General features: G+C 70.6%; 12 protein-coding genes. 7 read left to right on the plus strand and 5 right to left on the minus strand.

All coding sequences use genetic code 11. The features are described 5' to 3' along the window. Together BFF76_RS27195 and BFF76_RS27200 are read left to right on the plus strand one after the other, a co-directional pair. Nucleotides 1-887 (plus strand): acyl-CoA dehydrogenase family protein (locus BFF76_RS27195; protein WP_065849264.1); only part of this gene is annotated, 887 nt, incomplete at its 5' end. Between the two features lie 79 nt (nt 888-966). Further along, the gene (locus tag BFF76_RS27200) at nt 967-1,761 is read left to right on the plus strand and encodes a transmembrane-type terpene cyclase (protein ID WP_199831629.1); all 795 of its coding nucleotides are present in this window, start codon (nt 967-969) and stop codon (nt 1,759-1,761) included. Here the strand turns inward: BFF76_RS27200 and BFF76_RS27205 are convergent. The 4 genes from BFF76_RS27205 to BFF76_RS27220 form a co-directional block, all read right to left on the minus strand. Continuing rightward, a complete protein-coding gene (locus tag BFF76_RS27205; protein ID WP_031097968.1) occupies nt 1,741-2,382 on the minus strand; it encodes a helix-turn-helix transcriptional regulator in 642 nt (213 codons plus the stop codon). The two genes, BFF76_RS27200 and BFF76_RS27205, sit on opposite strands and share 21 nt — an antisense overlap. Nucleotides 2,383-2,806: 424 nt before the next feature. Next, a complete protein-coding gene (gene ispG, locus BFF76_RS27210; RefSeq protein WP_199831630.1) occupies nt 2,807-3,958 on the minus strand; it encodes a flavodoxin-dependent (E)-4-hydroxy-3-methylbut-2-enyl-diphosphate synthase in 1,152 nt (383 codons plus the stop codon). Next, nucleotides 3,955-5,769, minus strand: a complete 1,815-nt coding sequence (locus tag BFF76_RS27215; protein WP_053931173.1) for a 1-deoxy-D-xylulose-5-phosphate synthase — start codon at nt 5,767-5,769, stop codon at nt 3,955-3,957. Before BFF76_RS27215 ends, ispG begins: the two co-directional genes overlap by 4 nt. Nucleotides 5,770-5,801: 32 nt before the next feature. Then, nucleotides 5,802-6,776: a 4-hydroxy-3-methylbut-2-enyl diphosphate reductase gene (locus BFF76_RS27220; protein ID WP_065849265.1), complete on the minus strand. Its 975-nt coding sequence runs from the start codon at nt 6,774-6,776 to the stop codon at nt 5,802-5,804. Between the two features lie 270 nt (nt 6,777-7,046). Here BFF76_RS27220 and BFF76_RS27225 point away from each other — a divergent pair, with 270 nt between their 5' ends. Then, nucleotides 7,047-7,796 carry an IclR family transcriptional regulator gene (locus tag BFF76_RS27225; protein ID WP_244167353.1) on the plus strand — a complete coding sequence of 250 codons (750 nt, stop codon included), beginning with the start codon at nt 7,047-7,049 and terminating at the stop codon, nt 7,794-7,796. Nucleotides 7,797-7,866: 70 nt separating this feature from the next. On the opposite strand, the gene BFF76_RS27230 is transcribed toward BFF76_RS27225, so the two are convergent. Next, nucleotides 7,867-8,634 (minus strand): MBL fold metallo-hydrolase, encoded by a 768-nt coding sequence (locus BFF76_RS27230; RefSeq protein WP_031097959.1) that lies wholly within the window; start codon nt 8,632-8,634, stop codon nt 7,867-7,869. A gap of 86 nt (nt 8,635-8,720) precedes the next feature. Between BFF76_RS27230 and BFF76_RS27235 the strand changes: the two genes are divergently transcribed. From BFF76_RS27235 to BFF76_RS27250, 4 genes are all read left to right on the plus strand, one after another. Further along, complete coding sequence (locus BFF76_RS27235; protein ID WP_031097957.1) at nt 8,721-9,338, plus strand: ABATE domain-containing protein; 618 nt, start codon at nt 8,721-8,723, stop codon at nt 9,336-9,338. A 295-nt stretch (nt 9,339-9,633) separates the two neighbouring features. Continuing rightward, nucleotides 9,634-12,975, plus strand: a complete 3,342-nt coding sequence (locus tag BFF76_RS27240) for a non-ribosomal peptide synthetase (protein WP_234351928.1) — start codon at nt 9,634-9,636, stop codon at nt 12,973-12,975. A gap of 191 nt (nt 12,976-13,166) precedes the next feature. Continuing rightward, complete coding sequence (locus BFF76_RS27245) at nt 13,167-14,477, plus strand: diaminobutyrate--2-oxoglutarate transaminase (protein ID WP_053931174.1); 1,311 nt, start codon at nt 13,167-13,169, stop codon at nt 14,475-14,477. Nucleotides 14,478-14,538: 61 nt separating this feature from the next. Next, nucleotides 14,539-15,483, plus strand: a complete 945-nt coding sequence (locus tag BFF76_RS27250; protein WP_053931175.1) for an ornithine carbamoyltransferase — start codon at nt 14,539-14,541, stop codon at nt 15,481-15,483. Nucleotides 15,484-15,552: the final 69 nt, after the last annotated feature.

Raw genomic sequence — 15,552 nt, forward strand, 5'->3', positions numbered from 1 at the left:
CGCAGGCCGCCAGGGACGAGGTGTTCGGGGACGACCCCGGCACCAAGCTGGCCTCGGTCTTCGCGGCCACGGGCACCGCGGTGCGCACCGCGGGCGGATACCTGCTCACCGGGTCCTGGCCGTACGCCACCGGAATCCTGCACGACGACTGGGCGATCCTGGTCGCGAGGGAGGTCGACGGGAAGGGGGAGGCCGTAGGAGGTCTCTCCATGCTCGTGCCCGTCGCCGACCTGACGATCGAGGACACCTGGCACACCGTCGGAATGCGCGCCACCGGCAGCCACACCGTCGTGCTCCGTGAGGCGTTCGTGCCCGGACACCGGGTGATCGCGGGACAGGTCCAGCGGGGACGGGAGAGTGCTACCGACGTCTCGCTGCCACCGCTCTTCCGGACGGCGGCGATAGCGGCCATGGCCGTCGTATGTGCCTCCGTGGTGATCGGCATCGGCCAGGCCGCGCGTGCCTTCGTCATCGACAAGGCGCCGGGACGTGGCATCGCGCCCAGCGGATACACGAGCCAACCCGACTCACAGACCTTCGTGTCCGCACTCGGCAGGACGGCCCTGACGATCGACGCGGCCGAGCTGCACGTGAACCGGGCCGCCGACGTGCTCGACGAAGCCGCCCAGGAGGCCACCGGGCTCCCGGAGAGCGAACTCCGGCGTATCCGCGGGGACGTCGGCCAGGCGGTCAACCTCGTCACGGTCGCGCTCGACGAATTGATGTGGGCCCATGGAGCGGCCGCCTTCGCAGAGTCGAATCCGCTGCAGCAGTACTGGCGGGACGCCAACACGGCGGCCCGTCACGCGATGCTCAACCCCCGTATCGGTCAGGAACTGTACGGCGGTTCGTTCTTCGGCCTCGACCTCGTCGTGCCCAGCCTCTGACGCACACCACCCCTTTCCTCCTCGCCTGCTCGTCCCACGAAGGATCGCCATGGTCTGGCTGCCCCCTTTCCTCATTCCGATGTCGCAGGTAGCACCGGTCACGGTGGGGGCGGCCGACGTGTCGGACGCACTCTTCTGGACCTTCGCCGGGCCGACCGCGGCCGGCTGGCTCCTCACCTATGTGCTGGCCATCCGGCAGGCCTTCGTGGACCGGCGGGTGGGGATCCCCGCCTACCTGGTGGCGGTGAACTTCGCCTGGGAGTTCAGTCTGACGTTCGTACTGGAGCAGACCCCGACGCAGCGTCAGATCAACTTCCTCTGGGTCCTGTTCAACGCGGTCCTGCTGTACCAGGCGCTGCGGCTCGGGCCGCGCGACTACCCCGGTCTTTCCCCGCGCGTCTTTCGGTGGTCGCTCGTCGGCGTGCTGGTCTGGGCGTCGGCGGTCGTCGTCGCGGGTGCGAACGAGTTCCACGACCGGGACGGGATGTACACGGGAATGATCATCCAGGTGCCGCTCAGCGCCTCGTTCCTGCTGATGCTCAAGCGGCGCGGGTCAAGTGCGGGACAGTCCATGCACCTCGCCGTCGCCAAGCTCGTGGGGTCGCTCTTCGCCGGGCTGACCGCCTTCGTCCTGTACCCGTCCCACCACCTTCTCCAGGTACTGGTGCCGACCTATGTCGCGCTGGACATCGTCTATGTGGTGATGCTGCGCAGGACGATGCGCCGGGAGGGACGACCGCCGTGGGCCTTGCGGGCGCCGACGGCCGTTCCCGTGACTTCGACTGTGTCCGGTGGGGCGCGATCAGGACCGACGCCGTCCGGTTCCGGTGGGCGCGGTGGCGTGGACGCCCGGTCAGATGACGCCGGTGCGTAACGCGTAGGCAACCGCGTGGGGACGGTTACGCAGGTTCAGACGCCTGGTGACACCGAAGATGACGCGTTTGACCGCCCGTTCCGACAAGCACATCTTGTCGGCGATCTCGGCGGTGTCCAGGCCTTCCGACATTAGCCGCAGGACACCGATCTCCCGGGGGGTCAGCCCGGAGGTGTGCAGGCCCTGCGGTGAGAGAACCTCGCGCTGCATCCGTTCGACCTGCCGGAGCAGCTCGCCGAGTAACTGCGAGGGCAGCACGCCTCCGCCGGTCGCGGCGGTCAGCACCGCCTCCTCGATGCGTTCGCTGGTGGCGGCGACCCGGGGCAGCACCGCCACGACATTGCACTCCACCGCCATGAACAGGTCGGACCGGTCGATGTCCGACGGGATCAGTACCACCGGGACCCGGAGGGAGTCCTTGATCCTGCGCAGCAGCGACGTCACCTCCACGGTCATCCGCTCCGCGACGACCACGGCGACATCGGCCGGCCCGGGGCGTTCCTCCGAGACGATCTCGATGTTCGTCGTGGAACCGAGATGGCCGCTGATGGCCGATTGCGTCAGCGGATCGGGGGCCCGCACCAGTGCCTTTATCGAACGTCTCGTGGTGTTGGCGAGCATGGCGAACCTCCATGAGGTGGGGGGCAGCGTGTTCGTCGAGGCATTCCGTCGCAATGCCAGGCACCTGTGCAGGCGATCCTGAGCCGGGTCGCGGGTTCTGTGCGGTACCGCCCGCTCAGGGCGTCCGGGGGCGGCGACGCGGCCGAACGCGCCGGTCGCGGAGCCGGCCCGGACAGGTGAACGCGCCCCGCGGGCACGGGCACCTGACCAGGCTGCGGCGCGGCGGAGCCGATCCCCGGTGTTCAGCCGGCGTCATGTGCGTGTCCGGCGCCAGGCCGCTCTGTGCCAGCACGTCAAAACTCCCCGAGAGTGGCCTGATATGGTCATTGACATTCGGAAAGACGATGTAAAGAACCATACTGTGGCCGACTTCGGGGAGTCGGATGATCACGACGTTACTGTTCCCCAAGGGGGAATCCCTCACTCAGTTCGCGACGACCGTGACGGAGCTCCCACCCACCGCTTCCATCGTCTCCGCGAGCACCATGGCCTCCTCGATGAGGGTCTCCACGATCCGGTGCTCGGGGACGGTCTTGACGACCTTTCCCTTGACGAAGATCTGGCCCTTGCCGTTGCCGGACGCCACACCGAGGTCGGCCTCGCGCGCCTCCCCGGGACCGTTGACCACACACCCCATCACGGCGACCCGCAACGGCACTTCCATGCCCTCCAGCCCCGCGGTGACCTCATCGGCGAGCTTGTAGACATCCACCTGGGCCCGGCCGCAGGAGGGGCACGACACGATCTCCAGCTTGCGGGGGCGCAGGTTCAGCGACTGCAGGATCTGCGCGCCGACCTTGGCCTCCTCCACCGGCGGAGCCGAGAGGGACACCCGGATCGTGTCGCCGATGCCCTGCCGCAGGAGCGCTCCGAACGCGACGGCGGACTTGATGGTGCCCTGGAACGTCGGCCCCGCCTCGGTGACACCGAGGTGCAACGGGTAGTCGCAGCGCTCGGCGAGAATCTCGTAGGCGCGGATCATGATCACGGGATCGTTGTGCTTGACCGAGATCTTCAGGTCGTGGAAGTCGTGTTCGGCGAACAACGAGGCCTCCCACAGTGCCGATTCGGCCAGTGCCTCCGGCGTGGCCCTGCCGTACTTCCGCATGAGGCGCTGGTCCAGGGACCCCGCGTTCACCCCGATACGGATCGGGGTGCCGTGGTCCCTGGCCGCTCGGGCGATCTCGCCCACCTTGTCGTCGAACTTCTTGATGTTGCCCGGATTGACGCGCACCGCGGCGCAGCCGGCCTCGATGGCCGCGAACACGTACTTCGGTTGGAAGTGGATGTCGGCGATGACCGGGATCTTCGACTTCGCCGCGATCGCGGCCAGTGCCTCGGCGTCGTCCGCGCTCGGGCACGCGACGCGGACGATGTCGCAGCCGGCGGCGGTGAGTTCGGCGATCTGCTGCAGGGTGGCGTCGACGTCGGCCGTGACGGTCGTGGTCATCGACTGCACCGAGACGGGGTGGTCACTTCCGACCCCGACCTGCCCCACCCGCAACTGACGGGTGGGCCTCCGGTCGGCGAGAGTGACGGGCGGCAGAGCGGGCATACCGAGCGCGACCTGGGTCACCGCGGTGTCCTTTCCCGGACGGATGTGGGGGTGTGTGCTGCCGCCGCGTCGCCGCGCAGGGCGAGCGCGGACGCGGCGATGGACTGCGCGGTGAGACCGTGCCGGGCCAGAATGGCCGACCGCTCACCGTGGTTCAGGAACTCCAGGGGCAGTCCCAGAGCGTGCACCGCGGTGCCGGTCCGGGCATCCGAACACGCCTGTGCCAGCGCCGCGCCCACACCCCCGGCGCGCACCCCGTCCTCGACGGACAGCGTCAGGTGGTGTCGGGATGCCAGGTGGACCAGGGCGGGATTGACCGGCAGCACCCAGCGCGGGTCGACGACGGTCACTCCGACACCCTCCTCGGCCAGCAGTTCCGCCGCGCCCACGGCGGTGGCCGCGAGAACCCCGGAGGCGACAAGCAGGACGTCGAGCGGCCGCGACCGCGTGCGGTGGAGGATGTCCATACCCTCCATGCGTGTCAGTGCCGGGATTTCCGGGCCGGCGCCGCCCTTCGGGAATCTCATCGCGGTGGGACCGTCCTCGACGGACAGGGCCTCACCCAGCAGTTCGGCGAGCCGGACGGTGTCGCGCGGCGACGCGACACGCATCCCCGGCACCGTGCCCAGCAGAGCGAGATCCCACATGCCGTGGTGGCTGGCCCCGTCGGGACCGGTGATCCCCGCACGGTCCAGGACGAACGTCACCGGCAGACCGTGCAGAGCCACATCCATCATGATCTGGTCGACGGCGCGGTTGAGGAACGTGGCGTACAGGCACACCACCGGGTGCAGGCCGCCCATGGCCAGTCCCGCGGCACTGGTCACAGCGTGCTGCTCGGCGATACCCACGTCGAAGACCCGGTCCGGGAACCGCCGGGAGAATCCGCGCAGACCGACCGGTTGTGTCATCGCGGCGGTCAGTGCGACGACCTCGGGCCGCTCGGCGGCGATCCGCTCGAGCTCCGCACCGAACACATCGGTCCAACCGGGCGAGGAGCCGCCTCGGGACCGGCCCGTAGCCGGGTCGACGACGCCGATTCCGTGCATACGGTCGGCCTCGTCGTTCTCGGCCGGGGCGTAACCGCGCCCCTTCTCGGTGACGCAGTGGATGACGACCGGCTGGTCCAGCCCCGCCGCGAGGCGGCACGCCAGCTCGACGGCGGCGATGTCATGCCCGTCGACGGGGCCGAGATAGGCGAAGCCGACTGTCTCGAACAGATTCAGGCCATGGGGCCTGCCACTGCGCAGTGCGGCCAGATGCTCCGCCACCCCGCCGACGGTGGGGTCGTAGGAACGGCCGTTGTCGTTGAGGACCACGACCACCGGCTGCCGACCGCCGCCGAGGTTGTTCATGGCCTCCCAGGCCATGCCGCCGGTCAGCGCGCCGTCGCCGATGACGGCCACCACGCGGCGGTGCTCCTCGCCACGCAGTCGTAGCGCTTTGGCCAGGCCGTCCGCGTAGGACAGGGCCGTGGAGGCGTGCGAGTTCTCCACGAGGTCGTGGGGGGACTCCTCGCGCATCGGGTAGCCGGAGAGTCCTCCCGGCGCGCGGAGCGTATCGAAGTCGGACTGCCGGCCGGTGAGGATCTTGTGGGCGTAGGCCTGGTGCCCGGTGTCGAACACGATGCGGTCCGCCGGCGAGTCGAACACGCGGTGCAGCGCGATGGTCAGTTCGACCACGCCGAGATTCGGGCCGAGGTGCCCGCCGGTGGCGCAGACCTTGTCGATCAGGAACTCCCTGATCTCGCGCGCCAGCTCCGGCAACTGCTCCGGGCGCAGTTTCTTGAGGTCATGGGGATCGGTGACCTGGCCGAGCACAGTTGATGACACGTCGCTCCTCGCTCAGCTGGAACGGCCTTCCGTCACGTGTCGCGACGTACGGCCGAGGGAAGGTCGAAGTGCACGGTTTCGCGGGCGATCTCACGTTCCTCGACGTGGACCGGACCGAACGTGCCCAACCTGGTCACGACCTCCGTGACCAGGGCGGGTGGTGCCGAGGCGCCGGCGGTGAGCCCTACGGTGCTCACCCCCGTCAGCCATTCCGGCCGGATGTCGCCGGCACGGTCGATCAGTTCCGCGCGGGTGCCCTCGCGGCGCGCGAGCTCCACCAGGCGGACAGAGTTGGACGAGTTCTCCGAGCCGACGACCAGGACGAGGTCGGCCTCCTCGACGATCGCCATGAGCGCGGCCTGCCGGTTGGTGGTGGCGTAGCAGATGTCGTCGGACGGAGGTTCCTGCAACAGCGGGAACCTCTCTCTCAGTGCGCCGACGACCTCCGCGGTCTCGTCCACAGCGAGAGTGGTCTGGGTGAGGTAGGAGATCTGCCCACCGACCTCGGGGGACAGCTCACGGACGTCGTCGGGCGTCGAGACCAGCACCATCGACTCCGGCGCCTCCCCGAGCGTTCCCTCGACCTCCTCGTGCCCGGCGTGGCCGACGAGCACGACCGTGTCGCCGCGGGCCGCGAAGCGGCGTGCCTCGGCATGGACCTTGGCGACCAGGGGACAGGTTCCGTCGATGACATCGAGGCCGCGCCGGTCCGCCTCCTCGCGCACGGCGGGGGATATCCCGTGCGCGGAGAACACCACCGTCGCACGGTCCGGCACCTCGTCCAGCTCCTCGACGAAGATCGCACCCCGTCCCGCGAGGTCGTCCACGACGGTGACGTTGTGCACGATCTGCTTACGGACATAGACCGGGGCGCCCCGCTGTTCCAGAGCCCGCTCCACGATCTCGATGGCCCTTTCGACACCTGCGCAAAAGGAACGAGGTCCGGCCAGCAGGACACGGCGGGCGACGCCGTCCCCCGCCTTCTCGTACGCGCTCTCATCAGCCATGGCCAGGACAGTACGGAGACCGAGGGCACCGCTCTACGGCCGATTCCACTTTCCGGAACGGTCGTTGCGCCGGCGCCGTGACCGACGAAAGGGCCCGATGCCGTGCCCTCTGGGGACAGCAACCACAGCCGGTCTTGAGCTCCCGTCAGGACGAGGGTAGGCATGGATCAGTTCATGTGCTTCGGAGACGGGAGCGTCACGGTGGACGGTGACCGACATCTTCAGACGCAGGCCCCGGGGGCGAACGCGGGCACGCTGGTGAGGGAGAGTGTGCCCGGAAAGTTGGGAGGCCCGCTACGCAAAGCGCTCTCCGTGCTCGAGGCGCTGGCCGAGGCATCACGGCCGCTGACCCTCTCGGAGCTGGCACGTCTCGTGAACCTGCCCAAATCGACGCTGCACCGTCTGATGCTGGCACTCACCGATATCGGTCTCGCCGTCAGGAGGGAATCGAAATCCTACGAGCTCGGCACGTACCTCTCCCGGCTGGCGGCCACCAGCGGTCCCGCCGGGGTGCAGCGGCTCAGTTACCCGGTCACCCCGTTCCTCCTCGAGCTGTTCCAGCTGACCAACAGGATCGTCAGCCTCGGCACGCTGTCGGGGACGAAGATCCAGCATGTCGGGACCCTCTACGGACAGGAACACGTGCGGCTCGCGATGGCGCTGCGGCAGCCGGCCCCGGCGTACTCCTCGGCGGCGGGCAAGCTCCTGATCGCGATGTCGCAGCGGAACCCGGCTGACTTCTTCGACACGACGACGGCCGGCTTGGGAATGACCCGCGCCGGGACGGAAACGATGCGGCGCGAGTTCGACCGCATCCGACGGACCGGCCTGTCGTACGCCAGGAGTGAGTACATCCCCGACCTGGTCGAACTGGCGGCCCCGGTCCGTCTCGGAAAGGCCGGCCCGATCGCCGCGGTCGTGGTGGGAGACACGGTGAACACCAGGGACCTGCGCAGTGTCGCGCGTGCTCTGCTCGACACCGCCGACGCCATCGAGAAGCAACTGGCCGACGTGTGCTGACGCGCCCCGGGATGCCGGGCGCGTCAGCGGGGTCACGCCTGACCGGGCCGGGNNGGCCGGGCGTTCGGGGTCAGGCCAGTTCCAGGCGGTCCATCAATCCAGCGGTGGTGAAGGCGTCCACGAGCTGCTCACGACCCTCGGTGAAGTGGGCCCAGCTGTCGAAGTGGACCGGCACGATCCGGCGCGCGCCCAGGATGCGGGCGGCCTCGGCGGCCTGAGCGCTGTCGAGGGTGAGCAGCCGGCGGTCCAGGACGGGGGTGCGGACCGCGCCGGCGAACAGCACGGCGGTGTCCACCGGGCCGCAGCGGTCGGCGATCTCACGGACCAGGGAGAGCTGGGCGTTGTCGCCGCTTATGTACACGGTGGGCAGGCCATCACCGCTCAGGACGAAGCCGACGACCTCGCCGACCACGGGTTCGAGGTCCTCGCGTGACCCGGGACCATGCAGGGCCGGGACGCCGGTGACGGTGATCGTGCCGCCGCCGGGGCGGTCCAGCTCGACGGACTCCCAGTCCTTCAGGGGGCGTGCCGTGCCGCTCAGCCTGCCCGCGCCACTGGGCGTGGTCAGTGTCAGGGGCACATCGGCGAGCAAGGCGCGGCCCGAGGCATCGAGGTTGTCGTCGTGCTCGTCGTGCGACAACAGCACCACATCGATACGGCCCAGATCAGCGGGCGCGGCGGAGGCAGGCGCGGTCTTGGCCAGCCCCGAGGGGTAGGTGCCGGGGGCGTCGAAGGTCGGGTCGGTCAGGAACCGCAGTCCGCCGTACTCGATGAGCGCGGTCGGACCGCCGAAGACATGGACGGGGACCTGCTCGCTGGAGGCGCCGGTTGATGCCATAACGAAATCACCTCACGGATGGATTGGCTTACATCCGTGACGATAGATGTTTGTCACGGATGAAGGCAAGCTGTAGCGTGAGATGCGTGAGTGAGACCGATACCGCAGCCACCGTCGACACCGCCGACCCCGGGCTGCCGTTGGCGCCGGGCGCTGAGCTCTACTCCGCGCTCGACTTCGCCAACAGCGCCATCGCGCTGCCGGGCGGCCAGTTCCTCGACTCGTTGGGCACGCCGTCCGGCGCCAACCAGTGGCTGCTCGACCACAACCTGGCTCCCGCGGACGCCGGTATGCAGGAGATCTGCGCGGCACGCCTGCGCTCCCTGCGCGAAGAGGTACGCGCCCTGCTCGCCGCGCAGGTCGGCGGCCATCCGGCTCCCGCGACCGCGCTGGCCGCAGTCAACGACGCCCTCACCCGGGTCCCCACCGCCTGCCCGCTGGGCTGGGACGCGGTCCGGGGCATGCACCGCACCACCCCGCACCCCATCGACCAGATCGTCGACCAGGCCCTCGGCATGCTCGCCGCGGATGCCGCAGACCTGCTCGCCGGGCCCGACGCCGAACGGCTGACAGCCTGTCCCTCCACCCCCTGCAACCGCTATCTGCTGCGTGCCGGACGCCGCCACTGGTGCTCCGTCCGCTGTGGCGACCGCGCCCGCGCCGCCCGCGCCTACGCCCGCCGCACCCAGACCACCACCGACTGAGTTCGGCCGCCCCGCCGGTGAACGGGTGTAACCGTGAACTGGACCGCTTTGCGCTGCGTGCCGACCAGCCGCACACGGTGCATCCGGGCGTCGACGGGATTCCGCCCGTCGACCAGGGCGCCCGGCTGTCGTTCCTCGTCCGGACTGTGCGGCGGAGGCCGGTGTCCCGGCTGACGGGCGTCCCCGGGGGCGGCAAGGGAGCCACGGGCAGGAGGGCTCCGCCGATGCGGCTGCCGGAAGTTCTCTGGGCGGGAGGCGGGGCGACGCGGAGACTCGCAGGTGTCCGGAGCCGTCGATGGCTCCTGGACCGGTCCGCTCCATGGAGGTGACGGTGGACAGCGGTGATGCCCACGAGATGAGTGCCGGCCGGCCGATGTCGTTCGGACAGCGGCGGCTGTGGTTCCTTGACAGCCTGCGTCCCGGTACGCCTGACGATCTGCTGCCGCTGGCGCTGCGGATCCGCGGCGACCTCGACGAGAAGGCGCTGACCGGTGCGTTCGCCGCGGTACTCGCCCGCCACGAGGTGCTGCGAACGCGGTACCCGGCTGTGGACGGCGAGCCGGTGGCGGTGGTCGAGCCCACGGTCCCGGTACCGCTGGAACACCGGGACCTGCGCGGACTGCCCTGCGAGGAGCGGGAGCGGCGGCTCGCCGGGCTCGTCGCTGCCGAGGTGGTACGGCCGCTGTCGCTGGACTCGGCACCGCCGCTGCGCCTGACCCTGGTGCGGCTGGCCGAGCACGATCAGCTCCTGCTGATCGTGGTCCACCACATCGCCTTCGACTTCTCCTCCTGGGCGGTGCTCACCCGGGAACTGGCGGCCGGGTACCGGGCCCGTACCGGCAGCCCGGCGGCCGTCGCGGAACCGGAACCGCTGCCCTTCCAGTACGCCGACGCCGCCGCCGAGCAGGTCGGACGGCTGGCCGGGCCGCGCGGTGAGCGCCAGCGCGCCCACTGGCGTGAGCGGCTGGCGGGTCTGGAGTCACTCACGCTACCCACCGACCGGCCGCGCCCGGCGGTCTGGGACGGCGCCGCCGACATCGTCCGATTCACCATCCCGGCCGAGCTGGCGGCCGGAGTGGACCGGCTGGCCCGGCAGCACCGGGCCACTCGGTTCATGGTGCTGCTCGCCGCCTTCCAGGCCACCCTGGGGCGGCTGACCGGACGGACCGACATCGCGGTGGGCACCCCGGTCAGCGGCCGGGGACTGCCCCGGCTGAACGGGCTGATCGGACTGTTCGTCAACACCGTGGTGCTACGCACCGATCTGGGCGGCGAGCCGTCCTTCGCCGAGCTGCTGCGCAGGGTCAGGACGGACGCACTGGCCGCGTTCTCCCACGCCGATCTGCCGTTCGAGCAGGTCGTCGCCGAACTGGGCCTGGAGCGTGACCTGTCCCGCAACCCCCTCTTCCAGGTCTCCTTCCAACTGCTCACCATGGGGGAGGAACCGGACTACCTGCCGGGCCTGGACACCGAGATGATCTCCACCCCGGCCTCCGGCAGCGCTCTCGACGTGGCGCTCGACCTGCTCTCCCTGCCGGACGGCCGGATCGCCGGCCGGATGCAGTACGCCACCGCTCTGTTCGATCCGGATACCGCCGAAGGGATCGGCACCGCGTTCGTGGCGCTGCTGAACGCCGTCATGGCTGATCCGGAGGCCTCGGTCTCCCGGACGGCGGGCGGGCTCACGGCCTTGCCGGGACGGGAGAGGCGCAGGTTGCTGGCCCAGGGCAACGGCACCGGCCTGAAGGTGCCGGAGGTCCCCTGGACCGAGCTGTTCGAGCAACAGGTGGCCCGCACCCCCGACGCGATCGCGGTCAGCTGCGCGGGCGAATCCCTCAGCTACACCGAACTGGACACCAGAGCGAACCAGTTGGCGCACCGCCTGGCCGAGACCGGTGCTGGGCCGGGAACCCCCGTCGGGGTCTTCCTGGAACGCGGCCCCGCACTGCTGGCAGCCCTGCTGGCGGTGCACAAGACCGGCGCCGTCTACCTGCCGCTCGACCCGGGATACCCCGGCGGCCGAATCGGCTATCTGCTGCAGGACTCCGGAGCGGCGGTGCTGATCAGCGAAACGGCGCTGGTCGGCCGGCTGGACGACGTGGCTGCCGGGCTCCGCCCGGCAGAGGACCGCACCGTGCTGCTGGACGACCCCGCCGAGCGGACCCGGCTGGGGGCCGCTCCCCGCTCGGCGCCGTCGCGTCGTCCCGGACCGGACGAACTCGCCTACGTCTTCTACACCTCTGGCTCGACCGGCGGTCCCAAAGGCGTGCTGATCGAGCACCGCTCGCTGACACACTTCCTGGTCGCGATGGCGGCCCGACTGCCCCTTCGCCCCGGCGGCGCCTTCCTGGGCATCACCACGGTCGCCTTCGACCCGTCGCTGATGGAGCTGTGCCTTCCGCTGCTGACCGGTGCCCGGCTGCTGCTGGCCGACGGCGAACAGGCCCGCGATCCGGAGCGGATGGCCGCACTGATCGGCACCGCCGGGCCCGGCGTGGTGCAGGCCACCCCGGTCACCCTGCGGATGCTGCTGGACGCCGGCTGGCGGCCGGGAGCCGGACTGACCGTGCTCAGCGGGGGTGAGAAGCTGCACACCGAACTGGCGGTGCGGCTGGCCGCCGACGGCGCCCGGGTCTGGGATCTGTACGGCCCCACCGAGACCACGGTCTGGGCCACCACCGCCCGCCTCGACGCCCACGGGCGCACCGTGGACTGGCAACCGTGCGGCAACACGGAGCTCTACCTGCTGGACGAGCGGCTGGAACCGGTCTCCGAGGGCGCTGTCGGAGAGGTGTGGATCGGCGGCAGCGGACTCGGCTGGGGCTATCACGGCCGCCCGGCCCAGACGGCCGGGGTCTTCGTCCCCGACCCGTTCTCCGGGCGACCCGGAGCACGGCTGTACCGCACCGGGGACCTGGCGCGCCGACGACCGGACGGCTCGATGGAGATTCTGGGCCGCGCCGACCACCAGGTGAAGATCCGGGGCCACCGGATCGAGCCGGGCGAGATCGAGTCCGCGCTGCTGGCCCTGGGCGTCTTCCGCGCCGTCGTGGTCTGCGCGGTGCCGCAGCCCGGGGGCGACCAGCGGTTGGCCGCGTACCTGCTGCCACGCGCCGGCGCGGACCTGTCGTCCGGCCCTGTCCCTGGCCCCGAGGAGCTGCGGACCGCGCTGCTGGCCGACCTGCCGGACTACCTGGTGCCCGAGGCGTTCGTGGTGCTGGACGCGTTGCCGCGAACACCGAACGGCAAGGTCGACCGCAAGGCCCTGCCCGCCGTGGAGAGCTGGCGGCAACCCGAGGACGCCACCGCCGGCACGCCACCGCGCACCGACCGTGAACGTGCCGTGGCCGGGATCTGGGAGGCGGTACTGGGCGTCCAGGGCCTCGGCGTCGACCACGACTTCTTCCAGCTCGGCGGGCACTCCCTGCTGGCGACCCGGGTCTCGGTACGGCTGCGGGCCGCGCTCGGGATCGACGTCCCCGTCCGCGCGCTCTTCGAGCACACCACCGTGGCCGCACTCTCCGCCGCCCTCCCCGGATACCCGCCCGTGTCCTCCGCGGCGTCCGCGCCGGTCCTCGGGGCACGGCGGCGGGAGCGCCGTCCGGCTGCCGCCCGGCCGGCGGAAGGCGGCCGGTAGGGGCCGGTCCGCCGCCCGGCACAACAGCGCACATCGGCACAGCAGCCCTGCTGAGCCGCCGTACGGCGGCCCCCGGCTCCACCAGACAGAACGTCGCCGCACGTCCTCGGCGTGCGCCGGCGCGTCTCGCCGAGCGGCAGGAGCCGGCGGAACCGGCAAGACCCGCGAGAACGAAAGGACCACCGACCGCCATGACCACCGCGATCACTCCTCCCTCCCTCACACCGCCCCCGGCCGTGCCCGGACCGCCGGACGTCGCGGTCTTCGAGTGCCACGAGTCCCATGTCCGCAGCTACTGCCGCAAGTTCCCGGTGGTCTTCGAACGGGCCAGGGGGGCGCGGCTGTACGCAGAGGACGGCCGGGTCTTCACGGACTTCTTCTGCGGCGCGGGATCGCTCAACTACGGCCACAACCACGGCGCGATCAAGACGCGGATCGCCGACTACCTCGCGGCCGACGGGATGATGCACGGGCTCGACATGTACACCGGGGCCAAGCGGTCCTTCCTGGTCGCACTCACCGAGCACATCCTGCGGCCCCGCGGCCTCGAGTACACCGTGCAGTTCCCCGGACCCACCGGCACCGACGCGGTCGAGGCGGCCCTGAAGCTCGCCCGGAAAGCCACCGGCCGCAGGGGGATCTTCGCCTTCAGCGGCGGCTACCACGGGATGTCCCGCGGCTCGCTGGCCGTCACCGGGAACGGCCGCGCCCGCCGTGCCGGCGGGGTGCACGGCCAGGACGAGGTCACCTTCATCCCCTACGAGGACGGACCGCAGGGCCCGTTCGACTCCATCGGGTTCATCGAACGGCTGCTGGCCGACTCCTCCTCCGGGGTGGAGACGCCCGCCGCGGTGATCGTCGAGCCACTGCAGATGGAGGGTGGCGTCTACCAGGCGTCCGCCGACTGGCTGCGCCGGCTGCGCGCCGTCACCGAACGCCACGGCATCCTGCTGATCTGCGACGAGATCCAGTCCGGCTGCGGCCGGACCGGCACCTTCTTCGCCTTCGAGGAGTCCGGCATAGTCCCGGACATCGTCACCGTCTCCAAGTCCATCAGCGGTTACGGACTCCCCCTGGCACTCACCCTCTTCCACCCCCGGCTCGACGTCTGGGAGCCGGGTGAGCACACCGGAACCTTCCGGGGCAACCAGCTCGCCTTCGTCGCCGCGACCGCCGCCGCCGAGCTGTGGAGCAGTCCGGACTTCCTCGCCCGGCTCCCGGAACCGGCCCGTCGACTGGCCGAGCTGAAGGCCGAACTCACCTCCGTCGAACCGGAGATCGTCGTCCGGGGTCGCGGCATGGTGCTGGGCATCGACCTCGGCCGATGCGGCGGCGGCGAACGTGCCGCAGCGGTGCAGCGATACGCCTTCGACCACGGGCTGATCGTCGAGCTCTCCGGCCGGGACGACGAAGTGGTCAAGGTGCTGCCGCCGCTGACCATCACCCCGGAAGAGCTCGACCACGGCATCGGCGTGCTGCGCGCCGCACTGCTCACCCGCTGAGGTCCGGCACCGCCCGCCCGTTGTCGCCGCCCCGCCCCTGCTCCACCCAGGAGGACGCACCATGCGCCAGGCCGAACGCCGTCATCTGATTTCCATCGACGACCTGTCCGACGAGGAGCTGCGGGAGATCGCGCAGCGCGGCGCCGAGTTCTCGGCCGGCGCCGCCGACGAGGCCCGCCCGCTGGCGGACACCGTCGTCGGCGTGCTGTTCCGCAAGACCTCCACCCGTACCCGTACCGCCTTCTCCGCCGGGGCCCTGCGGCTGGGCGGGCGCCTGATCACCTACGGCCCGGGGGACCTCCAGGAGAACACCGGGGAGACCGTGGAGGACAGCGCCGCCGTGCTCTCCCGGATGATCGACGTGCTGGTGGCGCGCACCGCCGGCCCCGAGCGTGAACTGCGCGCCTACGCGAACCAGCGGCGGATGGCGGTCATCAACGCGATGAGCGAGGGCGAGCACCCCACCCAGGCCCTTGCCGACCTCACGACTCTGCTGCGCAGGTTCGGCCGGATCGAGGACCTGCACGTGCTCTACGTGGGCGAGGGCAACAACACCGCCTCCGCCCTGGCGCTGGCGCTCTCCCGGTTCCGGGGCACCCGGCTCACGCTGCGCACTCCGCCCGGGTACGGGCTGGCGCCCGAGTACCTGGAGCGGGCGGCGGTCTACGCGAAGCGCACCGGAGCACGGATCGAGGAACGCCACGACATGGCGGATCTGCCGGTCGCCGACGTCGTCTACACCACCCGCTGGCAGACCACCGGGACCGAGAAACCGACCGCCGACTGGCGCGAGGTGTTCGCGCCCTTCCAGGTGACCGGGGACACCATGGCGACCAGTCCGGACGCGGTCTTCATGCACGATCTTCCCGCGCATCGCGGCGAAGAGGTCACAGCAGACGTACTCGACGGCCCGGCCAGCATCGCTTTCGACCAGGCCGAGAACAAATACCACAGTGCCCGCGCCGTTCTCGAATGGTGCGCGGCCGACCGTAGCTCCGAGAGGTAGACCATCATGGCCGCGGAAAAGCAGGAAGCCGTTTATCTGCCCGGTGGGCGTTGGCGGTTGTGGGAGCAG

Origin of the sequence: Streptomyces mutomycini (assembly GCF_001700505.1) — a bacterium.
Classification (GTDB): Bacteria; Actinomycetota; Actinomycetes; order Streptomycetales; family Streptomycetaceae; genus Streptomyces; species Streptomyces mutomycini.